The sequence below is a fragment of the aff. Roholtiella sp. LEGE 12411 genome (assembly GCF_015206995.1).
GTDB lineage: Bacteria > Cyanobacteriota > Cyanobacteriia > Cyanobacteriales > Nostocaceae > Komarekiella.
On sequence record NZ_JADEXR010000062.1, the window covers coordinates 1 to 24711 of the forward strand.

General features: G+C 42.4%; 21 protein-coding genes and 4 pseudogenes. 14 read left to right on the plus strand and 11 right to left on the minus strand.

Going from position 1 to position 24711, the window contains the following annotated elements; genetic code table 11:
- The 3 genes and pseudogenes from IQ246_RS15255 to IQ246_RS31290 all read left to right on the plus strand — a co-directional run.
- Positions 1-359: pseudogene (locus IQ246_RS15255) on the plus strand (transposase); the annotation flags it as partial.
- A 117-nt stretch (positions 360-476) separates the two neighbouring features.
- Positions 477-779, plus strand: a complete 303-nt coding sequence (locus IQ246_RS15260; protein ID WP_194004206.1) for a ferredoxin — start codon at positions 477-479, stop codon at positions 777-779.
- A 56-nt stretch (positions 780-835) separates the two neighbouring features.
- Positions 836-1927 (plus strand): DUF5331 domain-containing protein, encoded by a 1092-nt coding sequence (locus IQ246_RS31290; protein WP_339379299.1) that lies wholly within the window; start codon positions 836-838, stop codon positions 1925-1927.
- Here the strand turns inward: IQ246_RS31290 and IQ246_RS15270 are convergent.
- From IQ246_RS15270 to IQ246_RS15290, 5 genes and pseudogenes are all read right to left on the minus strand, one after another.
- On the minus strand, positions 1912-2907 hold the full coding sequence (locus tag IQ246_RS15270) for a folate-binding protein YgfZ (protein WP_194004207.1): 996 nt from the start codon (positions 2905-2907) through the stop codon (positions 1912-1914). The genes IQ246_RS31290 and IQ246_RS15270 overlap by 16 nt on opposite strands.
- A 992-nt stretch (positions 2908-3899) precedes the next feature.
- Positions 3900-4519 (minus strand): annotated as a pseudogene (locus tag IQ246_RS15275) (ISAs1 family transposase); the annotation flags it as partial.
- 272 nt (positions 4520-4791) lie between these two features.
- Positions 4792-6102: an ABC transporter substrate-binding protein gene (locus tag IQ246_RS15280; protein WP_194004208.1), complete on the minus strand. Its 1311-nt coding sequence runs from the start codon at positions 6100-6102 to the stop codon at positions 4792-4794.
- Positions 6103-6114: 12 nt separating this feature from the next.
- On the minus strand, positions 6115-6540 hold the full coding sequence (locus IQ246_RS15285) for a hypothetical protein (protein ID WP_194004209.1): 426 nt from the start codon (positions 6538-6540) through the stop codon (positions 6115-6117).
- A 164-nt stretch (positions 6541-6704) separates the two neighbouring features.
- Complete coding sequence (locus IQ246_RS15290; RefSeq protein ID WP_194004210.1) at positions 6705-8621, minus strand: GTPase family protein; 1917 nt, start codon at positions 8619-8621, stop codon at positions 6705-6707.
- A 494-nt stretch (positions 8622-9115) separates the two neighbouring features.
- Between IQ246_RS15290 and IQ246_RS15295 the strand changes: the two genes are divergently transcribed.
- From IQ246_RS15295 to IQ246_RS15305, 3 genes are all read left to right on the plus strand, one after another.
- Positions 9116-9424, plus strand: coding sequence for an RNA-binding protein (locus IQ246_RS15295; protein ID WP_194004211.1), 309 nt, complete (start codon positions 9116-9118; stop codon positions 9422-9424).
- A 130-nt stretch (positions 9425-9554) separates the two neighbouring features.
- Positions 9555-9743: a 30S ribosomal protein S21 gene (gene rpsU, locus IQ246_RS15300; RefSeq protein ID WP_194004212.1), complete on the plus strand. Its 189-nt coding sequence runs from the start codon at positions 9555-9557 to the stop codon at positions 9741-9743.
- 56 nt (positions 9744-9799) lie between these two features.
- Positions 9800-10303 carry a hypothetical protein gene (locus tag IQ246_RS15305; protein ID WP_194004213.1) on the plus strand — a complete coding sequence of 168 codons (504 nt, stop codon included), beginning with the start codon at positions 9800-9802 and terminating at the stop codon, positions 10301-10303.
- Between the two features lie 127 nt (positions 10304-10430).
- Here IQ246_RS15305 and IQ246_RS15310 read toward each other — a convergent pair.
- Positions 10431-11406: pseudogene (locus tag IQ246_RS15310) on the minus strand (RNA-guided endonuclease InsQ/TnpB family protein).
- A gap of 466 nt (positions 11407-11872) precedes the next feature.
- On the opposite strand from IQ246_RS15310, the gene IQ246_RS15315 reads away from it, so the two are divergent.
- The gene (locus IQ246_RS15315) at positions 11873-12853 is read left to right on the plus strand and encodes an aldo/keto reductase (RefSeq protein ID WP_194004214.1); all 981 of its coding nucleotides are present in this window, start codon (positions 11873-11875) and stop codon (positions 12851-12853) included.
- Here the strand turns inward: IQ246_RS15315 and IQ246_RS15320 are convergent.
- Positions 12841-13059, minus strand: coding sequence for a hypothetical protein (locus tag IQ246_RS15320; protein ID WP_194004215.1), 219 nt, complete (start codon positions 13057-13059; stop codon positions 12841-12843). The two genes, IQ246_RS15315 and IQ246_RS15320, sit on opposite strands and share 13 nt — an antisense overlap.
- Positions 13060-13313: 254 nt before the next feature.
- Between IQ246_RS15320 and IQ246_RS15325 the strand changes: the two genes are divergently transcribed.
- From IQ246_RS15325 to cysH, 3 genes are all read left to right on the plus strand, one after another.
- Complete coding sequence (locus IQ246_RS15325) at positions 13314-14012, plus strand: hypothetical protein (RefSeq protein WP_194004216.1); 699 nt, start codon at positions 13314-13316, stop codon at positions 14010-14012.
- A gap of 217 nt (positions 14013-14229) precedes the next feature.
- Positions 14230-15462, plus strand: a complete 1233-nt coding sequence (locus IQ246_RS15330; protein ID WP_194004217.1) for a DUF4336 domain-containing protein — start codon at positions 14230-14232, stop codon at positions 15460-15462.
- Between the two features lie 548 nt (positions 15463-16010).
- The gene (gene cysH / locus IQ246_RS15335; RefSeq protein ID WP_194004218.1) at positions 16011-16736 is read left to right on the plus strand and encodes a phosphoadenosine phosphosulfate reductase; all 726 of its coding nucleotides are present in this window, start codon (positions 16011-16013) and stop codon (positions 16734-16736) included.
- Between the two features lie 401 nt (positions 16737-17137).
- Here cysH and IQ246_RS15340 read toward each other — a convergent pair.
- A pseudogene (locus IQ246_RS15340) lies at positions 17138-17326 on the minus strand (IS701 family transposase); the annotation flags it as partial.
- Positions 17327-17655: 329 nt separating this feature from the next.
- On the opposite strand from IQ246_RS15340, the gene IQ246_RS30390 reads away from it, so the two are divergent.
- A complete protein-coding gene (locus IQ246_RS30390; protein ID WP_339379301.1) occupies positions 17656-17790 on the plus strand; it encodes a hypothetical protein in 135 nt (44 codons plus the stop codon).
- 151 nt (positions 17791-17941) lie between these two features.
- Entirely contained in the window at positions 17942-21922 is a 3981-nt protein-coding gene (locus IQ246_RS15350) for a hypothetical protein (RefSeq protein ID WP_194004219.1), read from the plus strand.
- Positions 21923-22069: 147 nt separating this feature from the next.
- Here the strand turns inward: IQ246_RS15350 and IQ246_RS15355 are convergent, their stop codons facing one another.
- Positions 22070-22330: a hypothetical protein gene (locus IQ246_RS15355; protein ID WP_194004220.1), complete on the minus strand. Its 261-nt coding sequence runs from the start codon at positions 22328-22330 to the stop codon at positions 22070-22072.
- Between the two features lie 218 nt (positions 22331-22548).
- Here IQ246_RS15355 and sbcD point away from each other — a divergent pair, with 218 nt between their 5' ends.
- Positions 22549-23802, plus strand: coding sequence for an exonuclease subunit SbcD (sbcD, locus tag IQ246_RS15360; RefSeq protein WP_194004221.1), 1254 nt, complete (start codon positions 22549-22551; stop codon positions 23800-23802).
- Here sbcD and IQ246_RS15365 read toward each other — a convergent pair.
- Positions 23789-23980 carry a hypothetical protein gene (locus tag IQ246_RS15365; RefSeq protein WP_194004222.1) on the minus strand — a complete coding sequence of 64 codons (192 nt, stop codon included), beginning with the start codon at positions 23978-23980 and terminating at the stop codon, positions 23789-23791. The two genes, sbcD and IQ246_RS15365, sit on opposite strands and share 14 nt — an antisense overlap.
- An 89-nt stretch (positions 23981-24069) precedes the next feature.
- Positions 24070-24423 carry a heterocyst frequency control protein PatD gene (patD, locus tag IQ246_RS15370; RefSeq protein ID WP_194004223.1) on the minus strand — a complete coding sequence of 118 codons (354 nt, stop codon included), beginning with the start codon at positions 24421-24423 and terminating at the stop codon, positions 24070-24072.
- Positions 24424-24563: 140 nt separating this feature from the next.
- Here patD and IQ246_RS15375 point away from each other — a divergent pair, with 140 nt between their 5' ends.
- Entirely contained in the window at positions 24564-24707 is a 144-nt protein-coding gene (locus tag IQ246_RS15375) for a hypothetical protein (protein ID WP_194004224.1), read from the plus strand.
- The last annotated feature ends 4 nt before the right edge of the window (positions 24708-24711 follow it).

Consider the following 24711-nt stretch of genomic DNA (forward strand, 5'->3'; position numbering starts at 1 on the left):
GGTATAGATTTGCCAAACAACGACTACATTGGACGCTTCCAAATCTCAGCACTCCAGAACAGTGTGAGCGATGGAGCGATCTTTTACCACTCATGACCTGGGAATTATGGTTAGCACGCGATTTTGTCACCGACAACCCTCTTCCCTGGCAAAAGCCAAAACCCAAGCTGAGTCCCGGACGAGTCGCTCAAGCGATGGGAGAAATTTTCGCGGCAATTGGAACACCTGCCGTTCCTCCCAAACCCCGTGGAAAGTCTCCCGGATGGACAGAAGGTCAAACTCGCACTCGTAGAATTCGCTATCCAACTGTCAAAAAAAGCACTGCAAAATCCAAAAAACAAGTGCCACAATCTGCTTAATTCCCTAATTTTTCAATTTTTGGGTGTAAAGCTTGTGACTCAGTTATCCTGAGTTACTTTGTCATGCGTTTAGTCTAAACTCCAGTCAATAAGTCATTACTCCTTAATTTCAGACCAATGACCAATGACCAACCCTCTTCTCCTAAATGCGTCAGGGTGTGCCAAAATCGCACTTGTAAAAAGCAAGGTGCAGCCAAGGTGTTAGAAGCTTTTGCGGCTTTACCAGTCCCTGATGTGACGGTAAGTGCTACTAGCTGTTTGGGACAATGTGGTAATGGCCCAATAGTACTGATATTACCCGATATGGTCTGGTATAGCGGCGTTCAAGCAAGCGAAGTACCTTTACTGATAAAACAACATTTATTAAGTGGTAAAAGAGTCAAACAGATGCTTTATTATCGGTTTCATCCCCAGGGATAAACCTAATTAACAATCATAAAAGTCTGCACTCTTGTTGGCTAAATGCGAGGCATCCGATGAACATTCAGCAGCTGCGTCAATCCTTAAAACAAAAGTGGCTAAGTTACTACGAGCAAAATTGTCCCTGGCTTGTCAAAATGCGAATCTGGGGTACTTACGATGATGTACGGCGTCCTTTGTCTGGTTTTATTTTGGCGACGCTATCTGTTTTGGAACCGCAGTTTGATGAGATACTTAATTTTATCGTGGGGCTAAGTAATAATCCTGATAAAATAGTCGCAGCTTTAGGGCTGAACTTCAATCCTGATGAAGAGTTACGTTTAATAAAATTAGAGCATTCTGTGGCTACAAATCAAGTTGAGCACGAATCTTCAGAAGAGATAAGTTCGGAAAAAAACGAAGATGTATCATTTATTACAACTGTTAATCATGTTGCTCCTAGCGTCGCTAGCGCTAAGCTAAAGCCAGTCGTTCATGAAGAAAATCCGCAGACGCTTACAGATTCGCTACCACTGCACCGCCCTACAGCCCTTACGCTACGCGAACGATGGCATCCCTGCTTGGGAGAAGACAGCACTGTCTCACCTGCTGACAAGACATTAAACTCTCAAAAGCTGCCCTCAGATCTGCCACGCATACATAAGCTAGTACCATTATTTGCAGTTACCACAGAAGCGGCTCGCGCACAAAAACCTGTGCCAGCGATCGCAGTTGCTACTAAGATTATTCCTGAACCTCCAGCCAAGTCACCAGCAGCTTTACTACGTGAAAAGCAAGCGCGATTGCACCATGAGCGGCTCTCTTCAGGAGCATCGCTGACAATTCCCGCCCAGGTTCCCAGCAAAGCCAAAACTATGCCATTTCCGGCATTGTTTATTGAAGATTTCAGCAATACTAAGCAAGTGTGTAGCTGCTTTGATGCTTGTCAGACATTGCTCCAGGAGCGGCTTCCTTCCGCAGCATCACTAGCAATTACCACCGAGATTCCTCCTAATGGCAAACATCTAAATATCCAACCACAAGATGTGAAGAAAAAAACTAATTTATCACTGAGCACTAATGCCCATAGTCTAGCTTCGTGGGTAGATGAGTTTTGTCACGGCACTGGAAGGGATGGAGATAACGATGCAAATTATGGGTATTCGTGAGAAACAAATGGAATTTCTACTATTTCACCCTCAGTTGCTCCGACTTGGACTTTCAAACCAACGCCACCAGCTTTGGTGCGGATGTAACCTAGTCCAAAGTGACCATCAGGAGTTTCTGTGTAACTGGTAAGTTTACCGACTTTTTCATCTCCAACGGCGATTGCACTTCCGACTTCAGCAGGGGCATCCAGACGGATACCCCAAAGGTGTTGTTTTACACCTTTGTATGTGTTTAACCGAGCAATGGTTTCTTGTCCGATGTAGCAACCTTTGTTAAATGAAATAGTCTGCCACAAACCGACTTCCAAGGGATTGTAATCATCAGTAAGTTCCGAATCTGGGGATGGGCGTCCTTGTAAGATTCGCAACGCATCCCAAGCGCGATCGCTCATCTCCACCGCCCCCGCCTCTAACAGTTTGTTCCACACCGTTGCTTTGTCAGTATAAGGGAAAGTAAAGGTATATCCGGGAGCCGCTAACCCACTACCGACAGCGATTCGCACACCTTCGGCGGGGGGAATTGTGTATACTTGGTGACTAGCATAAGGTTGCCCAATTAATTCACTAATTCCCAACTTTTCCATAACAGCATCGCTTCCTGGGCCGATGAGGCTAAAGGTGTTGGTATATTCTTTAATATCAGATAATTCCACTTTATCGGCAAAGAAAATATATTTATCTAGCCACTCCATCAAAAACTGGCGACGGTGAGGTGAAACCAGCAGGATTACCGCATCTTCTCTAACGTAAGCGGTTACTAAATCAATTGTCCTGGCTGTGGAAGTGACGAAAACAGTATCACAACCTTGTCCTGGCTTGAGTATTTGGAAATTGTTAGTACTTTGATTATGTAAGAAGTTGAGGCGATCATCGCCAGAAACTTTGATACGTCCCCAGTGAGAGCGATCGCATATAGCAACCCCAACTCTTGCAGCCTCTATAGCTGCTGCGTCTTTACTGTCAATTGTAGATGTTGGCATGGTGATGAAGAGTTGCCCTGTTTCAATGTTGTCGCACTGGAAATCTTAGCAAATAAGAGTTTGCAGCTTCAATGGCATAGGGGCGGAAAGGGCAAAATTACGGAAAGTATTGGATTTTTTACTCTTGTTCGACAAGACCAAACTCCTGACGCAGATCATTTATAGGACTAGCCCTTTCAAGGTGATTCGTAAAATAAGATTGTTTTTTCTCAGCGCTCTGTGTCTTAAAAAGTTCAGATCGCCGGAAACCAACGCTCCGACTTTTCGCTGTGTCTGTGCGGTTTCAAGTAATTTATCTAACCGCAGAGGCGCAGAGAACACAGAGGCAAGAAATAAGGGACTTCCAAATAAAAAAATATCCTATCGTTTTTATGGCAGGGGGCAGTCTTGCAGGGGGAAAGATTCTGGAATTCCCCTGCCATTGGGTCAGGGGCCCCTCGATTTATGGATGGAGAACAACTTTCAATGTCTGACGAACACGTAGTGCCATTGGATACTAAATCCTGATTTCAAGCCTCTCCATTCATGGATGGGGTTTCTCCCCTGCTCCCTTCCCCCTGCATCTTATTGACACAATATGCAATACGAAGAAACCATTGTAATTTAATTGCGAATTGTTAGATCAAGCGTCCGGCAATTTCAGTGGACTTTTGAGGACAGAGGTGAAAACACAGGGCGAACGCATCTTATTTACTAATAAAAAATAAAATAGATTTCAAAATGATATAAATAATCCTAAAAGTTGCTATACATATAAATAAATAAAATCAAAAAAGCTTCCAGTATATAAATTAGCTTATCTCTAGATAAATCGATATCTACTAATACTAAAAAAGCTCATTAATTGGGCACATAAAAGTATGCTTATCTGGAGAAATAGCGAAACTTTTACGTAAAATATTAAGTTCAAGTTTTGATATACTAGTTTAAGCTAACCCTAAAACTCTTGCTAAATGTTTGTCATCCATTGCAGCCAGAAATTGTTTATCTTCATCATAAAGATTCCCTTGATTCTTTTTTAATGTAATCACATAATCTGCATTTTGTTGTGTGATTAACTTCACAATTCCTTTCTGGCAACCAATTGCATCAATTGTCACTACACATCCAGACAGTTCTAATATCTTTAGTAACTCTGGAATTGCTGTAATTTCATTCGATTTATCATCTACCTTCACTTGTCCCAAGACTAATTTATTCGTAGTTGCCCATGCACTCACCATTTGGATTGCGCTTTGGTCACTACTTTTATCATAAGAACTACATAAAGTTTTCCCATCAATTGCAACCACTTCACCCTCGGTTATCTTCTGTATTGATTTCATCCAATCAAGAAAACATGACTGGAACTGTTGGGGATTTATTTGTGCAAATACTCGTGCAAATGTATCGTGTGACGGAATCCCATTTGGTAGTTCTAAAAATGTTTTTAACCACTCATACTTCGCACAACCATAGTCTCTATTGCTACCCAACCATCAGATCCACAAATCACCGCACAGATGGCAATGGTCATGATATCGATTAACTTGTGTCTTTTGGTTCGATCTATTCGTGGATCTTCTATCACCGCAAAGTGGTCAGCAATGGTGATTTTCGGTTTGAGTTTCACAGCCTCTGACTTCATTCTACTTTGACAATGAGAATACACTAACTAGCGATCGCTCACTTAAATTTTCTGGTAGTTAATTTGTACTATTATGACTGCACCTCTACTTACCACTTTGTCAATATTTAGATGCGTTTGCCCTGCCTGCTCCCCTGCTTTTTGATGGCGATCGCAGTCTTAATTAATTCTCTTATGCAAATGCGAGCATTCTATCAAAAGGCTTAATTTGCTAATTTATCTAATAAGTTGGAAATCTTGTTGTTCACTATCAAAAGTTAGATTTTATTTAACTCAGACCATTGTTTTATCCGAACTTTAAATTTTGACCATTCCTGATAAACTTCTCCGAATAACTTATCTTTTCCTGCATACAATTCTAACAAGGCATCTGTTTCCTTTTTAGCTGCCACCAGAATTTGTTTGTTAAAAGGTCTTAATTGAATTCCTATTGACTTGAGATATTGCAGTTTTTCACTATTTTTATGATCGTATTCAGCTAATATTTTTATATGAGTTTCAAGACAAACAGCTTTAAATATTTCTTGATATTTTTTCGGTAACTCTTTCCAGGTATCTGTATTAACCTGGATATCATACGTTGTACCTGGTTCCCACCAACCTGGATAATAATAGTATTTTAAGACATTGTGCAATCCCAATTGAAAATCATCGTGTGGCCCAACCCACTCAGCAGCATTAAGTGTTCCATCTCTGACTTTACCTGCAATTTCATCAATTGAGATTTGTAAACCTAATTGTTTATCAGATATGACCCCAAATTTTTGTAATACTTCTGCGCCTAATCCAGGAATACGCATGGTTACGCCATTAAAGTCTTTTGTTGAATTAATTTCTTTGTTAAACCATCCTCCCATTTGTGCCCCTGTAGCACCTGCTGGAAAGGGAATTACATTTAATTTTAATCTTGAATAGATGGTCTGCATGAAAGTCAGTTCATCATTAGAATCTCTTTTGTAGTAAAGCCAAGCATTTTGTTCTTGAGGATTTAATCCAAAAGGGATGGCACAACCGAAAAAGAGAACTCTGAATCTTTCACTGTTATAGTAAACTCCACTGTAGCCACATTCTATCTTTCCATTGCTAACATCTTGTAAGATATCTTCTGTATTTCCAGTGTTATCTACTAGATTAATAGTAAAGTTACCATCGGTCATTTGCTTGATGCGATCGCGGATCATTTCCGGAGCTTTAAAAAGGATCAAGTCTTTGCTATTATCACGCAAACGGCTAACCATTTTCCAACTAATACCTGGCTGATTTTTACTAGCAAACCAACCAGCAGTTAGTCCCACCGATGTACCGATAGCTGTAGGGATAAAAGCTCTGCGAGACATCCGCAAGGGTGGTAATCTATCTTGACTTGGTGGTTTTATATGAGGATTTAAGCCAAGATGAACGTTAACGACGTTGCCATTTGAACTGCTATGTGTTTGATTCTGATTATTATCATTGCCAATAGCAGCCTGCATTCCGCTGTCTACCGTTGAATCTGCGGCATTTTGCTGGATACTAGGCTCAGATTTTGATTGTGAATTGTTGGAGTCAGACGATGGTAATTGGCTCACAGGGTAACTCTGCTAAAGTCCAAAGAAGGATTTGGCAACATTTAACCAACTCAGTAGTTGCACTAGGATAGGTTGAACTTTTTCTACAAGTCCTTGACCTGCATTTAAAGTTTTACTTGCATCTTCAAGAGTTTCTGTCATCCGTTTTAGGTTTCCCGCAGCCAATTGTTTATCAGGCTCTTTTTGCTGAACCTCATCAACTACGGCTCCTAATCGATTGCTGGCTTTTTGCTTAATATCTTCAGGTAAAGTAGACCCTTGAAGAATCTGCTGAATTTCGCCTAGCAGTTTGAGTACGTCTTCTTGGGTGAGTGCTTTTTGTGCAGGTACAGTCTGAGCTTGCATATTCTGCTGATTATTATTGCCAATAGCAGCCTGCATTCCGCCAGACATTTGACCTGTGTTGGATTGTGAAATACCACCTGGATTGCTGGTCATTTTAAATTTTCCTAGTGTTAATCATTTATGTTTTGTATAGGTAATTTACCTACAATAAGCTTAATACTTCTCCTTCATCTACTGTCACATATTTGTACTTCTTATTTGCCTTTTACGGGTTTGTTCGGCTAGGTGCAAGATATGAGTTAACTTGTGAACGCAAATTATTTAGCAATTGACAAATAGTACTTAAACCGCTCTTGGAGTTGTTCAACTGTAAGATTTTGAGTCCAGTACTCGACTAGAGCGTGCCCAAATGCCCAGGCGTTGCGATCAGGTGAGGAGGGATTTTCTAGCAGCAGCGGCCAGAGGGAGAGCAACTCAAAGTTGAGGGGGTTAGAGTTGCTAATATTCAAAAGCGAGAAAAGCTCATACGCCATCTGAAGTTTGCCAATCACAATTGGCAACTGTTCCACGAGAATTTGCTCAGCCAATAGATAAGCAAGATCTGGAGATCCGGTTGACAATGTAGAAACGAACTGAAGGACAGGACTTTTGAGCAGTGCTGTTAATCCCTGTGTTGTCGCCATCTGAAAGGTGTAGTGGTCGATGATTTTGGCAGCAGCGACGGTGCGGGCTTCGAGGTTACGCAAAAAGCGGGCAAGACGGAGTTGTTTGGTAGGTGCGATCGCTTCGACTAGTCCCAACGATAACGCTTCTACTCCCCAAGCGGCTCTACCTGTTTGAGTATCACCTGTAACCACTGGCAAGACTAGATTACAGAATTTACTTAGCAGTTTGGCGCGATACTCAGTAGCTTCCCGAATAGCAATTTCTTTTGGGCGATCGCCCCATTCCCAATCATAAGGTGGTTGCCACTCACGGATGGGACGCAAACGATCTACTTGGCTAACGATCGCAATCCCAGGTAAATCTGCAACTTCTGCTCTCATGTCTTGGAGAAAGTCTACATCCATTTGCAGCGCAGGATCAAGAGCAGGGGTGACTAGCAGCAGTAAATCTGCATTGGTAGCATAATCAAGCACTAGCTTTCGCAGATCGCCACGGTTGACTTGTTCATAACCAGGTGTATCATAGAGCGTCAGCGTTTGCCGATCTTGAGTTTGCCATTGGTAATTCTGAATTCGATCAGTACTGGGCAAAACATCAACAACTGCGAGATCAGCTTGAAACAATGTATTAATCAAGCTACTTTTTCCAGACCCCGTACGCCCAACCAACAAAATATTGACGGGTTTTTGCTCAACCACTTCAACTGGTTCTGCTTGAGTGAAGATATCTCGGAGTGCTTGGGTTTTGGCTTTGGGTATCGGTGTGGCAACAGCGGATACTGAAGCCGGCACTCTGCTACGTCCGTAGAGAGCGATCGCCTGCTGACATAAGTTTCGCAAAGCAGCTTCCCGGAGCAATTGGCTCAAATTCATCAACAATTCCTGAGTAGCTCGGTTGCTGTAACCTTGACTGGCTTGTTTTGCTACCGCCGCCACAGGATTTAAGATCCACTGCGCCCAGTTCCAAGCTCGCCAGAATTTCCGAGCGGATGGCTCTAACTTCCGATAGACTTCATAAGCTTGGTATGCTTGTCCAACCGTCACCTGATTTAACACAGGCGATAACTTCTGCATCCATTGATCTAGATCATCCACCGTTCCCCGAATCAGTCCGTAAGCCTGGGGAACATAAATGTTTAACAGAGGATATTCAACTTCCGGATTATAGATCCGGGCGATCGCCACAACCAATTCCTGACATCGTGTCCAGAAAGTTTGCCAGTCTTCCCAAATTGGGCGATCGCTTTGTGCTGCTTTCACAATTTCTTGCAGGGCGGCTTCTGCTTGCTTTGTTACGTCGCTTCCTGCGGTTGGCATAACTGTATCTTCCGCCGCTGATTCCAGTTCTTCACGGACTTCCGCTAATACAGCTTCTACTTGGTTAACCGCAGGTTGAGTCCATTTCACCAACAGCCAACGCCAGCCCACAAATATCAGGGTAAACACACCCCAGATCCAGCTAATACCCCATGCGTGGATTTGCATTCCTGCGGATATTAGTAAGAAAGTAATGATCAAAGCGATCGGGATTGCTAAAACTACCCACTGCCACAGTTTTAATCGCACCATTGCCCCATACCTGCCTAGATGAGACTTCCCATACCACTATTGTCAATCTAAACTAGGACTTACGCACTGTACAAACGAATCATCTTGTGGATTAACGTAAATAGGTTGTTTGAGCCGTTTACAAACCATCCTTTGTTAGCCGCGTAAGCGTAGCCCGCCGCAGGCATCGCAAAAAGATAGTTGATAAATCTGGTTAAAAGCCTTGAAAACCATACTTGCCATTTAGGCTTTTCTGTCAATGCGTAAGTCCTATTAACTTGCTATTGTTAGAGCAGGTGTGTATCGCTAAATCATAGTTTAGTTTCGCCAACTGTCTCTTGCGGTTTTCCCATAACAAAGAGAAGTCCAGCGTTGCTTAGTAACACAACACCCCTATTTATGTTAGGGTAGCTATGGAAGATTAAATTCGGCTGTGCAGTTTGTTTTTATATATACTTGTATTACAGACCTCTCCGGATCCAAATCTCTACATCCTTTGATTCTGGAGACATCTTATGTCAGTTTACGTCGGCAATTTGTCTTATGAGGTTAAGGAAGATGACCTCAACCACGTCTTTTCAGAATATGGAACCGTAAAAAACGTTCAATTACCCATAGACCGGGAAACAGGTCGGGTCAGAGGTTTTGCATTTGTTGAAATGGAAGCAGAGGCTGAAGAAACAGCAGCTATTGATGCCCTTGATAACGCTGAATGGATGGGTCGTAGCTTAAAAGTTAATAAAGCTAAGCCTAAAACAGATGGAGGTTCTTCTGGTGGAAGACGGGGAAATAGCAGTGGAGGCGGATACTCTGGGCGTAACTAAGCTTTAGAACCAGAAATATAATTCTAAGGTCTTAAAGGCAGACTCTTTATCTGCCTTTTTTACGCTATTGTTGACTGGATTGCTTACTAATACCCGGCCACTAATTAAGTCAATTTAGTAGGAGATAGGAATGACCCAAATAATCGTAGGCGAAAATGAAGGAATTGAGTCAGCTTTACGTCGATTTAAGCGAGAAGTTTCCAAGGCAGGAATTTTTCCAGATATTAGGAAAAATCGTCACTTTGAAACCCCTTTGCAAAAGCGTAAGCGCAAAGCAGTTGCCAAGCACAAACAGCGTAAAAGAAGTTTCCGTACTTGAGGACAACTACCTCCAGATGAAGCCATACGATTATTTTCTCAACAGGTGTAGCAACCGTGACCCCAGAAGCTAAACACATTGTTAGCGAACTAAGGCGTGAGTTCTACTCTCACTTCGCTGCTGCGATGAATATGCCAGTAATCATAACTGGTACATCGTATACTAGTAACTCCCCTATTGCGTCGTGGATGGATGATAGGCGGCGACTAAACTACGTAAATGTATATGCTTACACAGCACCTGACGAATTTGTTCCATTACGTCCGTTCATTCTGCGGCTGGCTATTAACAAGAGTGCTGGTAGGGTGATGATGGTGAAAAAGGGGCAAGAATGCCGGGGTCTTAATTTGGTATGGAATTTCGAGTTAACTGTCTTGCCAAAAGAAATTTTAGACTTCCTTCCCTGGATAGTTAGCTTAGTTGAAGCGCATGACAAAGGTTCATCCTTATTGCTACAGACACCACCCCATCCATTTGAATTAAAACTGCCAGTAGCCGGCTTATTCAATGAAGTATGGACTGAGAAAGCTTGGCTGTTAGCCAACTCGAAAATGTCTTAATTAACAGTTGGTGTTCTGAGTGTCGGCTTGCGGTGCTCAGAATTCCCTGCAAATTTGGTTGACGAGCACTCACTATTTCTACTAGTGACGTACCCACACCTCCTGAGTACAGGTAGGTGTGGGCTTCTCAGAGACTCTTCATTGAAGACATAATCTGAGCTTTGAGGGCGTGCGTCCCACGCGCCTTTATATTTAGAGAAGCATTTAGATCTCGACACAAGCTAGTGTTACAACTAGGGCAATTGTGGAATCTTTGATCGCGCGGCTTCAAAACTTTTTGACCACAGCTAGAACATTCTTGGCTTGTACCGTTTGGATTTATAGCAATAACTTTCAGTCCAGCATTTTCGGCTTTGACACTAAGTATTGAGATAAATTGTCCCCATCCGGCATCATTTACACTTTTAGCCAATCTTGATTTAGCCAGTCCTTTGAGATTTAGTTTTTCTACTGCTACCACATCATATTTTTTCAGTAGGTTGTTAGCAGTTTTGAAGTGAAAATCTTTACGAGTATCAGCAACTTTTTTGTGTTGGATACCCAGCTTTTTGATTGCTTTTTTACGACGATTTGACCCTTTTTTTCTGCGGGAAACTCGACGCTGTGCTGATTTTAATCGACGTTCGGCTTTGCGTAAAAATTTAGGGGCTCCCCAAGTGGAGCGATTTTCCAAGACAATCGTTTTGAAAATGTTCTTTTTTGAACTGTGGGTAAGTAAAAGTTTTGTATTGACCTTTGGCTTTGAATCTGGGCTTACCGCTACGTTTACCATTGCTATCACCTTTTAGCCAGCGGTCAAAAGCTATCTCAACTTTTTTGGGAACTTCCTGTAACACTTGAGAGTGTATATCTTTGTACCAAGGTCTATTTACCTTGAGTTGAACTAGAGAGGCTTTTTGATTGTAGTAATTAGGTTGCTCTTTTAATTCTGGTAAATGACAAATTAAGGGACATCTATCAATAGGACATCGGTTCGTTTCATACCAGTCAAATCTTTGAGCTAGTAAATAGTTGTACTGACAACGTAACATCTCCAGAGTTTTATCAATTTTCTCTGCTTGTTGTTTCGTTGGCTTGATTTTGTACTGATAAGATGTTTTCATTTTTTGTCCTTTGTTTTTCGACCTACGAATAGGATAACATAAACGTAAAGACAATGTGTAGGCAATTATGAAAAACAAAGCATTAAATTTAAGGATATCAGAGCGTAGATTGAACAAACTACGACTATATGCAAGTCAAAACGATAAAACCATGACTCATGTAGTTGAAGACTTTATAGACTCGCTCAAAGTTAAAAATGGTGATTCCGACGCGGGAGTACCCGCTAACGCTGCGCTATCATCGACCCCCTGCCCTGTCAATCCTGCGGATTGAATTGGTTGCGGGTCAATTCGTCATCACCCCGCAATTCATCTCGTCACTCGTCCTTCGGACTGAGTGAGAGGCTTCTTACGGTTTAAGCTAAAAATATCTTGTTCCTAAGTCCCCAGTCCCCAGTCCCTTCAATCAAAACCTGCTGTAATAAATTGCCTGATAATTATTAAGACAATCTAAAGAGCGCTAAAAATGCAGACTCTCGAAAAACTCTCCCTCCCAAATATAGGCTGCGGGACTTGGGCCTGGGGTAACCAATTGCTCTGGGGATACAACGAAAACATGGATGACCAATTGCAAGCTGTCTTTAACCTTTGTGTGAGCAACGGCGTCACCTTATTTGATACAGGTGATTCTTATGGAACTGGCAGATTAAATGGTCGCAGTGAGCTACTATTGGGACGATTTGACCGAGAATATGTAGGTACGGGCAAAGAAAATATTTGCATTGCTACCAAGCTTGCTGCTTACCCGTGGAGATGGACACGCCAGTCAATGGTTCAGGCTTGCAAGTCTTCAGCTCAGCGTTTAGGAAGAAATGTCGATTTGGTACAGATACACTGGTCTACAGCTAACTATGCCCCGTGGCAAGAGGGAGGGCTGTTAGATGGTCTTGCAGATCTTTATGAGCAAGGGCTAGTTAAAGGAGTTGGACTATCCAATTATGGCCCTAAACGCCTCAAACGTGTGCATCAAAAGTTTGCTGAGCGAGGAGTACCAATTGCCACCTTGCAAGTTCAGTATTCGCTGTTGTCCACATATCCTGTCACACAATTAAAGCTCAAAGATGTTTGTGATGAATTAGGAATACAAATGATTGCCTACAGCCCTCTGGGATTGGGGTTGTTGACAGGAAAATTCTCAGAAAAAGGCCCTTTTCCTAAAGGTATCCGAGGTCTACTGTTTAGGCAGCTATTGCCAGGAATGCGATCGCTTTTAGCGTGTTTACAAGAAGTTGCAGCATTAAAAAACAAGTCCATGTCACAGATATCACTTAACTGGTGCATTTGTAAAGGAACTATTCCTATCCCTGGAGCGAAGACCGTAGAACAGGCAAGAGATAATCTTGGGGCATTGGGTTGGGAGTTAAACGCCAGTGAGATTGCAGAGTTGGATAAAGCGGCTGCAAGTGCAGATAAAAAAATGGTACAAAATATCTTTCAAACTAAATAAAAAAACTCCATCCCCTGGTGGATGGAATTTTTGGGCATGGGGGATTGAGGACTAGAGACAAGAATTACAAGGGGAATAAGCAGTGCCATTCGCCCAAAATCGGCGGGCGTCCTCTTTGCCCACTTTCTTGACGGAGTTTCCCGCCGATTTTCATAAACTTTCTTCTGAGCAAGAGCAATGACCAAAATATTACGGAGGCTTGCCAATACCCCAAGCCTCCACCATGCTTATAGTACAGGTATTCTAAAAGGATTGCTGACAAAAGATTCCACTACGCGATCGCAGCCAGCCAGATATAAAAATAGCTTCATTTATACCAAATGAATCACTGTTCATGTTATTCTCTCAAAGAATAATAAAGATGAGTGACATGCGAATCAAAAAATTGTCTGTACTTTTCTCAATCTTTGTCATTACTCTTGGCTGTTGTTTTAGCTTTAGAGTGGATGCACAGAATCAGATGACAACCAATTGGGTCGCAACTATCATCAACGATATGAAACCGCTTCATGAGGGAATGCCGCATGGTGTTCCAAAAAGTTACGGTTGGGCGTCTGCTCCTCGTATAGGTATGGGGAACAATCCACAAGGTTCTAAAGCCATGGTGGCGTGGGGGCAACTATATGAAGCTGCTGAAGGTAATCCTGCTGCTAATACGCGGGTTCAGATAAAAGATATCAAGGCTTACATGCTTAGCAAAATAGATAGTAAATGGCATCTCCTCCAAAGTTCAACAGCAGTTGACGGGGCTGCATATCGAGAAGATTTTGCTAATGATACTAACAAATCCGCAGATATGCGTTATGAGCAGGATGGTAGTATTTCAGCCAAGGCAGGCAATGGATATAACTTTCATTTTTGGTGTACCACTGGTCGGGTTACAATTAATCCTTACGATGTGGCAGGTATGTTTACAACTGTTCAAGCGCGGCTGGGAATTGATAATACTGGAGGACAGGACGATCGCTCTCAAGCTCGCTATTTGCTAAGCATGGGCGGCGATTACTGGCCTGACTTAACTTCTGAGTGGGGGCAACGGGACACAATTGGTGATATAGCTATTGGTAAGTTTAAGTACGTTACAAAAGAGTGGAAGGCTTTCAATATGTCTACTCTTTCACCGGAGCAAATCCGTCAAAATCCACCACCAATCAACTAGTGGAGAATAAGTTGATACCAATTATTTCACCTTGCGATCGCCAAATGTATCGCAGACAATCGCATCAATGTTTGCCCATACCATTTTCCCTGTTTGTTTAGTCATGGGATAGAGTTTTGATACAAGGATAGGTTATTGGCTCAACAATTTGCTAAACTCCAACTTCATGGACGAATAAAAACTATTTGAGCATTGGGAATTTGGAGGGAGTCGCGGAGTGACTGATGATGAACACGCAGATAATGTAGAACAGATTCATTCCAGAGAGTTTTCATGGCAATTATGGCCTGTTTTGCCACTCTATCCTTACGGCAAACGACGGACAATCCGCAAAGAAGTAGTTAAAGACACAATCTGGACTTTTGACCAACTTCAAGGCATCTTTTACGTTGTCGTGCCAATTCGGATGACCGTCGTTAAGCTAGATGAAGGGGGTCTTCTCGTTTATGCACCTGTTGCACCTACCCCAGAGTGTATCCGGCTCGTCAATGAGTTGGTAGCAGAACACGGCAATGTCAAGTACATAATCTTGCCAACTATCTCCGGTTTAGAACACAAAGTCTTCGTCGGCCCCTTTGCTAAATGTTTTGCCAATGCACAGGTATTTGTCGCTCCTAATCAGTGGAGTTTCCCGTTAAATCTTCCGTTAAGCTGGCTTGGCTTACCCCATAAACGTACTCAGGTACTCCCAGAAGACAGTACTAAAACTCCATTTGCAGATCAGTTTAACTACGCAATGCTTGGGCCCATTGACCTTGGGCCAGGACGCTTTGCAGAGGTTGTATTCTTCCACAAGCGATCGCACACATTACTGGTAACAGACTCAGTAATTTCTATACCAGAAGATCCACCTGCGATCGTTCAGTTAGATCCGTATCCCTTGCTGTTCCATGCCAAAGACAAAGCCTCTGATATCGTTGCAGACATTCAGGTAAACCGCCGTAAGGGATGGCAGCGCATTTCATTGTTTGCTTTGTATTTCCAACCAAGCTCTCTGGAGATAGCTGAATGGAGTCAGGTATTTCGTGATGCCTTGAAAGCACCGGAACGCTCAAATAGAGCCTACTTTGGGTTGTTTCCCTTTAAATGGCAAGAAAATTGGCAGCGATCATTTGATGCACTGCAAGGGGATGGACGCTTGTTTGTAGCACCAATTTTACAGACGCTAATTCTCAACCGGGCCCCAAGGGAAACCATCGATTGGGCTGATAAAGTAGCGAGTTGGGACTTTCAGTGGATTATTCCCTGTCATTTTGACTCACCGATTAAAACAGCACCATATCAGTTTCGCCAAGCATTTTCCTTTCTAGAAAAGCAGCCTACTATCAGTGCAGGTTTGTTCAGCAGTAGCAGTTATTCTTTACCAGAGGAGGATTTTAAGGTACTTAGAGTAATTGATGAAGGTCTAAATAAGTTTGGTATTGTGCCGCCAGTGAAGGATAAGGTGTAAATAAAAACTAAGTAAAAAATTACATCTGCGTTACGTATGGTCGACATGTAAAAACCCCGCTCAGCTTTGAGCAGGGCTATGTAAAGTTTTTTACTAAAATTCTCAGTTTTTATCTTAGAACACGTTCATTATTGTAATGATGCTAACGCTTGTCAGCATGATTAAAGCGCCCATAATCATAGATTGACTTAATGTATTGGAAGATTTTGAATTGTTCATTTAAGTAAAATCCTTTTTTTAAGGTTATGTTAACCATATCAACATGCGTATAAATATCTATAAAAGGATAAGAAAACTTAAAATAGTGTAAAGTTTCTTAGCAAATGCTTAAGGTAATTGCTTAACAGAAGTTTGGATGCGTCCGTGTAAATAATATTTTTTTGATATATTTTATACGTAAAGCGCATATATTAGGGTGGTAGCTTTGTCTATTAGCTTTGATGTAGCGATCGCCGAACATGATAATTACCTAATATCCGAGCGGATTATGCGTTTTTTGTAGTGTAAAATTTACCTTAATCAAGGTAGACATTTGAACAAAAATTATCATGACAGCTTTCACGGCATCTAAAAACCAAACAAGTGCTTTTGACTTAGAGCAATTAAATCAGCAATTTGAAACTGCCACTCCAAAAGAAATTCTCGCATGGTCTATAGAGAATATTCCAACCGGATTGGTGCAAACTAGCGCCTTTAACGTGGATGATATGGTAATTACACATATTCTTTATACTGAACTCAAGCATCCAGTTCCTGTGGTCTTTCTCGACACCTTGCACCACTTCCGTGAAAGCCTAGAACTAGTTGCTAAAGCCAAACAAGTTTATAACCTAGATCTGCAAACATACAAGACTCCAGATGTAGACACCCGCGAAGCCTTTACCGCCAAGTATGGCGAAGCACTTTGGGACAAAGATATCGCCCAATTCCACCACATTACGAAAATTGAACCTCTGCAACGTAGTTTAGACGAACTCGACACCGTTGCATGGATCACCGGACGCCGCCGCGACCAAGCAGTAACCCGTGCTAACATGCCCATATTTGAATTGGATGGCAAAGGTCGGCTGAAAGTAAATCCCATAGCCACCTGGACACGCCAAGATAGCTGGGTTTACGTAGCTGAACATAAAGTGATGTACAATCCTCTACACGATCAAGGTTATCCCAGCATTGGGGATGAACCTATCACCACCAAAATAGGTCAAGGCGAAGACGAACGCGCCGGACGCTGGCGGGGAAGTAATAAAACAGAATGTGGAATTCATATTTAAGGGGAAGTGGAGAGTAGGGAGTGGGGAGTGGGGAATAGAAGAAAAGAAGAATTTCCCCCGACTCTCCCCTTCTCTGCTTACTCTGCGCCTCTGTGGTTAGATAATAGTTTTACACAACAAATTTAGAAGCTACTTTATTGACCATTTTGCTGAAAAAGCTGCTCTAGAGAAGCTAATTCAGCCTCTCTCAGTGCGTCAATTTGTGGCAAAGGTCGCTGCATAATTGAATAAAGCGATCGCTTTTGCACTTTTGTAGATTGCAAACCAAGTTCCTTCAATTCCTCTCCAATTTTTAATCTCATATTCCGTCGATCCGCTTTAGTTACATCAGGACTTTGGAGAATAGCTATTTCAATAGCAGGTAAAATGAATTTTTTTACTTTCTCATATTCTCCTGAGTATTGATGATTTTCTAATCCTACAACTAGGGCGATCGTAGGTAATGTTTTACGTTTTATATCAGACACCATCCCTACATGAAGACCCTTAAAAGCTTCAAAGCTTCTAACTTCTGGAAATAGGCTTTGATACAACTGACAGTACTCATCCACAAATTTCACTGTGGGCGCGGGTGGGCGCGGCTCAACCATACTAAGGCTTCAGTTTTAGCGATCGCCCTTAATTATACTCTAGCGAGAGTGACAAAAGAGGGCCCTCTTTTGTCAGAGTGGGAGAATCCAATCGCCGAAACGGTTACAGGGCTTTAACTTCCACTTTTTGTCTATAAATTTTAGTTTCTGTTAGAAAATCAAGCCTCAAACCTAGATTAAATCAAAGTCTCAGAACTTGGCTTCGATTATTGTTTTCCGAGAGTGACAAAACAGGGTTAGGTGATTTAACAAGCAAGGTGGCGGTGTTCTACAGTTTTTTGACAGGCGATGTCTGACGACAAGCCGCTTCGCGTCTACGCCGTCGGGAGATTATTCAAAAACTGCAAGCCGGACAAATCAAGGTGATTATTTCTACTTCTTCACTAGAAGCGGGAATTTATTTACCCGAACTAAACTGCTGTTTGCTTCGTGGATTTCCAGGGAGCCTCATGTCATTTTGGTAACGAGTAGGTTGAGCCGGACGCAAACAGCATGGACTTGTGATTTATCTAACCTTGGGATTTTGTCCCAAGCTTATACCTTTCGATACAGTTTTAATGGATACTTGGTATGCAGTCAATAATTTAAGATTCTTCAAAAACAGTCAGGAGAATTATGCAAACATTAGATCAGCTTACGCAAAGTCATCTCTCTGTTCTCGTATTGGATAAGGATTCTCATAATCCTATAGTACGGATGCCGATTTATGCAGAAGTCAGCATTGTTGAAGAGACACCCTCCTACAAAATTTCAGGAGATGATTTAGGGGTGATCGCTGAAAATAGCGATTTCTTTGGTAGCGAAACTGTTGGTGCAGCTCTGCGGTTATCACTGGCTCAATATATTGAAGAAAATACATTTCGAGGATTAGATGAGGAAAGGAAGCAAGCTTTTCTCAAACGAGTTGTCAATATACTGGAGCATGAAGAGGGTCTGTTCTCAAAATCTGAGAGCGAGATCAAAGATATTGTTGATCGCGCAATTCTTAAAGCAATGGAAGAGTTTGAGATCCCGCAGTCTCAAACATCTAGCAGAAAATCTGTCTATTCCTATCCCTTAGGTTATTTAGCAACAGACCATGTTGGCTATGCTTCATTCGACCTGACTCGAATTTCTGATTTAACCCGATCTCGAAATAACAGCTTTGCAGCGTTTGACCGAAACAGAACGCAAACGAGCTATGCATTTTTTGTATATCCAATGGGCAAGGAGGGGACACGCTTTGATGCGCTTGAGCAAGGGCGATTTACCAGTGAAGCCGTTTTTGCTAAGTTGTCAATTGAGCAACCCACATTAACCCGCGATCTTAAAATCCTAAACTTGCCTTCAATGCAAAAGCCGGGTCTAATTGATTGGTATTTTTCTCCAGGCTCCTTTGCGGCTCATCCTGAATTTTTGGTAGGAGATGATGGGTGTGAGCGTTTATTTCCAGCACAAATTGCATTACAAGAGTTTAATCTTCGTCAAGTTGTTCGTATTGCTGGGAGTCTGCCACAAGGAGTACAAATACCAGAGGGCTACAAGTTTGCTTGGGTAGATGACTACAAGGTTACATGGCAATCTCTAGGTCATTCATTAGGAGAAATTCTTTACAGCTTACCGCTAGCACCTGGCGAATCTGTCAAGTTGGCTGTAATTGATTGGTCTTGGGAAAGCACAACCCAAAGGACTGAGCAAACAGTATTATCCGAGGAAGTTCTCCACCAAACTCATCGCGATCGCACAATTTCTGAAACAATCAAAGCAGGGTTGCGTGAATTGCAGAAAGGTAGCTCATTCATAGGCGGAATTGCTGGCTCGGCTGGTGCGACAGGTTCCATAGGGGTCGCTAGCGGAGCAGTTGGAATTGCTGGGAGTCTGGGTGGCTCAACTGCTACAAGTGAGGGTAGCCGTGATCTGATTGCTGAAAACGTTCAACGATTGAACGATAGCTTCTCGCAAGCCAGTTCAGCCCAACGCGAACTCAATAGCACAGTTGTCATCCAAGCTCGACAAGAAGAGAGAGAAAGCATTCAGACACGAACCTTCACTAACTACAACCACAGTCATACTCTAACCATTCTTTATTATGAGGTGTTGCGTCACTTCAAAGTTGTTGTGGAATGGGTACGGCGGCGACCAGCAATATTAGTAAAGCTTTTAAATGTCGATTTATCAAAAAATGACCAATGCATCAAATATCGTTTTCTTTTGGAGTCTAACTTGATCGATGAAAAAGTTAAGCCAGGATTTGATGCCCTTGAAAAACTGATGACTATTCAGGAAAGCTATACATTGAATGGCATTGCTATTAATAATGACATAGATTTTCCAAAACCATTTTCGGAAGGGGATATTGAATTTACACTTTTTGAAATGGGAATAAAAACAGGAGGAGACCAAACAGATGATAAAGTGATTGCGTATATCAGAACTCATACAGGTGAATTTATTAAACTGGTCATTGTTGATGATAATGACTACCTGAACATTGGAGATAGATTTTGGGAAGATAAAAAATCTTGGTTCTTTGTGCAGCCGAAGAGAAAAGTTAAGTGGAGAGAAATCGCAGGCTTTGAATTTACTCTACCTGCCCAAGATCTAGCGGTTGGAGATAAATTCAATTCTTGGTCGCTTGATGAGATAACCATTAATGCTTTTTTTGTAGACGGGGTTAAGAAATTAGCGGAAAACGATCCAGTAAATTTGCATTTTAGAGGAGTGGATTGGGCAACAAACTCTTTTACTCGCATTCTTCTACCGGGGACGGACGCACAATTAATACCTTCTATAAAAAAGCCAGAGAAGCTATTGTCTCAAGAAGAATACTACAGCATTAAAAAACTTAAAGATCACCTGATAAATTTCAGTGATTATTACAATCGAGTTATTTGTCTAAGCAAAGACCAAAATACAATTGCAATAGAATTTGAGTCTGTTGATTGGGATGGCACGAGTAAACTGATTGATCACGTTGAACCTTATCCGTTGGAAACTTTTGGCAGTTATATTGCTTATCCATTTATCGATACTAATAATCAGTTGCCTAATGTAAATTTAGAGGGTTTGAAAAAGTATGCTGAAAAGCTGATTACCTTACCCACGCGAGGAGTATTTGCAGAAGGTAAGTTGGGTCACTGTAATATTTCGGAAGAAATCGACAATACACGCTTCTGGAAGTGGGAAGAACATCCAATTCCGTTTGAAGCACCGGGTATTAATCCCGTTACACCTGTTACACCGCAACCTCAGCAAACAAATGTCACACCTACAGCTTTTCCAACTTCACTGGTCAATATCGTCAATCCATCCGCTGCGCCTGATCCAACTGGTTTAGCTGCTGCTCTGACAGTGTTGGGTACTCCGAATATTTTCCGAGATATGTCTGGACAGCAAGAAGTCGCAGATTTGCTCAAAAAACTTTCTGATAATACGATTAGTATTGCAGAAGCATCCAATAAAGCTAGAGAAATTCAGTCGAAATATGGTGGCAGTGGAGTGGGAACAGGCGGTGGCGCTTCGGTCGCGGGTCGCCAAGGTAGTTCAGGAGGATCTGTGCAATCACCAGCACCGAGTGAGCAGCATGACCAACTCCAAGTGCTAAGAAATGCAGCAAATAATGGGGACATTACAACAGAAAAGAAAAACCAACTGGCTCAAGACTATTTGCAGAACTCCACCCAACCAAAACTTATGCTGGCATCTGCAATTTCTGAAGATGCTGGAACTGGTTCTGGCTCTAATGAGTTCCATGAATTTTACACGAAATACCTTGACCAGCAATACCCCAATAAATATCCACTTGAAGATAGCCTCTACACGCGCAATCGAGACTTTTATACGCAAAGGGCTTATCAGAAGGCGTTTGGTCAAAAAGATGGTTCTTGGAACCCAGAGTTAGGTTTTAAACTAAATGAGCGAATTATTCGCAGACTTTACGATTATTATCAAGTGACTTACAAGGCTAAATCTGATAAGTTTCTTTGGGCGGGATTGGGACGTATGGCAGGAGGAGCGGTTCTCGGTGGCTTGCTGACTACTGGTCTACCCGATCCAAGTTTTTTGAGTGACACAATGGTTCTCATTGGTAAAGCAATCTTTCTTGATCTAGCTTGGCAACATGAGCTGTTTTTGGACGATCCACAAAAAGCGATTGACATGGCTCGTGAGCATGACACGCGGTTTCCAGCGAAAGCGAAGTACGAGATGGCATGGAACAAAATTGCTTCTAATACGACTACTGAGGTTGCTGAAGGAAATCGGATGCTGCTCGAAAATGAGCAATTCACTATCATTCAACCGCTCTATGACAGGATTAAACAGGCTTCAGAATGGTTCACACCGCTCCTCTTCGCTAAAACCAGTGCATTCACGCTGAATGTTCATCCTTATCACTTGCCATTTGCCGAATCTTTCCCAACAACTCGAAGTGCTGATGTAACGGTGGCAAATGACCGCTGGGAATGGATTACCAAGCAAGATGGTATGTGGGACAAGTGGATAAGAATTCCCGCAGATGAAAGGAGTCGATTAGTAGACCTTTCAATGGATGATTTGTTGACAAGGCGATGGGGGAGTGTAAAGCCTGAGTTTTTACCTCCGGGCGGTCGTTTGTGAGCAACTGTAGTTGTAGCGTGATATTTCAGTATTTCATCAACTTGCAATACAACGCTGCATAACGACCGCTTGGAGCGGATTGCCGAGAGATCTTGGTGCATTGCGAAGGCTATTTGCAGCCGCTCAAGCGGAACGTTAAACACCCAGCTACAGCTTATGCCCTAGAGAGCCAGTCCAGTAGAAGGTATTGACAAAAAGTACAGTTTTTGCGGAGTCAGGTGTTCGTTTTAAAACTAGCCCTTGCAGTATTGGATGATTAGCTATTTTGTCCTGATTTTGTTCCAGGTCTTGAATCATTGCTGCTTTCGTATCCTGGAACATAGTAATGTGTGCTGTTTCTTCTATTTGCCAATTAGGTTGTTTGGCGATCGCACCACGAACAGCATCAAGAAAACTCTCATAACTCAATTGTTGAACATCATCGCTGTCAGGCAGTGTAATATTAAAATCATCATGTAACTTGTTAACTAAAATTTTGTATAAACTTCATAAAAAATTGCAAGAAACTATACGTGGGAGCAACAAAACACGCAAAATACTGACCAGTAGTTGGGAAATTTGAGACATTTAGACAGATCTCAATAGCTATTTGTCATTAATATGTAGACAAAGAACAAAGAACAAGTATGATTAAAATTCTCCATCTCTCCGACATTCACATGGGAAGCGGCTTTTCCCACGGTCAGATCAATCCTGAGACAGGCTTGAACACACGATTGGAGGATTTTGTCAATACTTTGTCTCGATGTATTGACCGAGCGATCGCAGATGCCGTGGATCTAGTGATATTTGGCGGCGATGCTTTTCCAGATGCGACACCACCACCCTATGTACAACAAGCTTTTGCTAGCCAGTTTCGCCGTCTGGTGGATGCTAATATTCCAACAGTGCTGTTGGTGGGGAATCACGACCAACATTCCCAAGGACTAGGAGGCGCGAGTTTATGTATTTACCGCACCTTGGGAGTGCGAGGGTTTGTTGTGGGTGATACATTGACCACCCACCGCATTCAGACCCGCAATGGAGGAGTGCAAGTGATCACCCTCCCCTGGCTAACCCGTTCAACATTGATGACTCGCCAAGATACTGAAGGTTTGCCTTTGGCGGAAGTTAATCAACTGTTAACGGAACGTCTGCAAGTTGTTTTAGAAGGAGAAATTCGCCGTCTTGACCCCGATGTGCCAACAGTGCTTTTGGCTCATTTGATGGCTGATAATGCTAGCTTGGGAGCGGAACGCTTTTTGGCGGTGGGTAAAGGCTTCACTCTACCTCTATCTTTACTGACGCGACCATGTTTTGATTATGTAGCGTTGGGACATGTCCACCGTCATCAGAACCTGAATAAATCCAACAACCCACCGGTGATTTATCCCGGAAGCATTGAGCGGGTAGATTTTAGTGAAGAAAAAGAAGACAAAGGCTATGTAATGATCGAGCTGGAGCGGGGTAGCGCTGAGTGGGAATTTTGTCCCTTACCAGTTCGGTCTTTCCGCACAATTGAGGTGGATATCTCAAAAGCAGATGATCCCCAAGCCGCATTGATCAAAGCGATCGCCAAGCATAATATTAAAGATGCTGTAGTGCGGCTAATTTATAAACTCCGCTCCGAACAGATGGATATCATTGACAGTGGCTCTCTACATAGTGCTTTAAATGCAGCCCACAGCTACACCATTCAAGCAGAATTGGTAAGTCAGTTGGCTCGCCCCCGCATTCCCGAATTGAGTGCGAGTAGCAGCATCGATCCAATGGAAGCGTTGAAAACTTACTTAAACAATCGCGAAGATCTCAAAGACATAGCAGCATCGATGCTGGACGCAGCCCAGAAGTTGCTAGCAGATGACGTAGAAGTGTGGTTGGAAGGAGCTACTTCTGATTAGATTCTTCATAAAAGTCGGCGAGAAACTCTATTGGGGATTGGGCATTGGGTATTGGGTATTGGGTATTGAGTCGAAAGCTTACTTCTTCCCCATGCCCCATTCCCCATGCCCCATTCCCTATGCCCAAAAACTCCATCCCACAGGGATGGAGTTTTTCATCTTCAGTCTCTACTGCCATTTACCGATTTTAAACTTGTTGCCAAAATAACTTTTCACTAGAGGTCGTAAATGGGATGATAGAGTAACCAGAGAAAAGGTGAACAATTGTTATTTTTCTCCCTCAGCTTCTTGTTGCATAATGGCATCACAGTATTGAATAAGAATTGTCAAGCGATCGCTAATAGTCTGAAGTCTCGCTTGTGCAGTAGATGCTTGCCGCGCTCCTTGGAAAAACATCACATCTATTTCCAACAGGCGCAGTTGCTTGCTGATTTCCGTCCGATAAGACTGTACCCGCGAGTCTTCATCAGTTAAAGGTATAATTTCCTGCCCAAACAACTGCTGCACCAAAGCTAAACGCTGCCTCAGTGCGGGTCCATCTAGTTGAGTTGTGGTAGCATCAGCACGTAACTGTTTTAGCAGTGTTGCTAGTGCCTGATATTGATCACGATTTAAAGACATCCAGTGCTAGTTAAGATAGTATTAATGTCAAGTAATTTTTCTTCTACAATAAACTTTTCTGAGCTAGTGTTAGCATCAAAAGCCTCAAATCTCTATTTGAGGCTTTGTTTAGCATCAATAGATTTTCAAGTTTATGATCCTTGAAAATCGCACTGGATGATTACTATCCGCAATTGAAGAATCATCCTCACACTGTTTTTTCACCTGTCTTTGGGCAACAGCATCTTCTAATTGCGATGTTGCCAGTTTTGTCTATCACTCGCTTATCTACCGATTACCTTTAGTCCC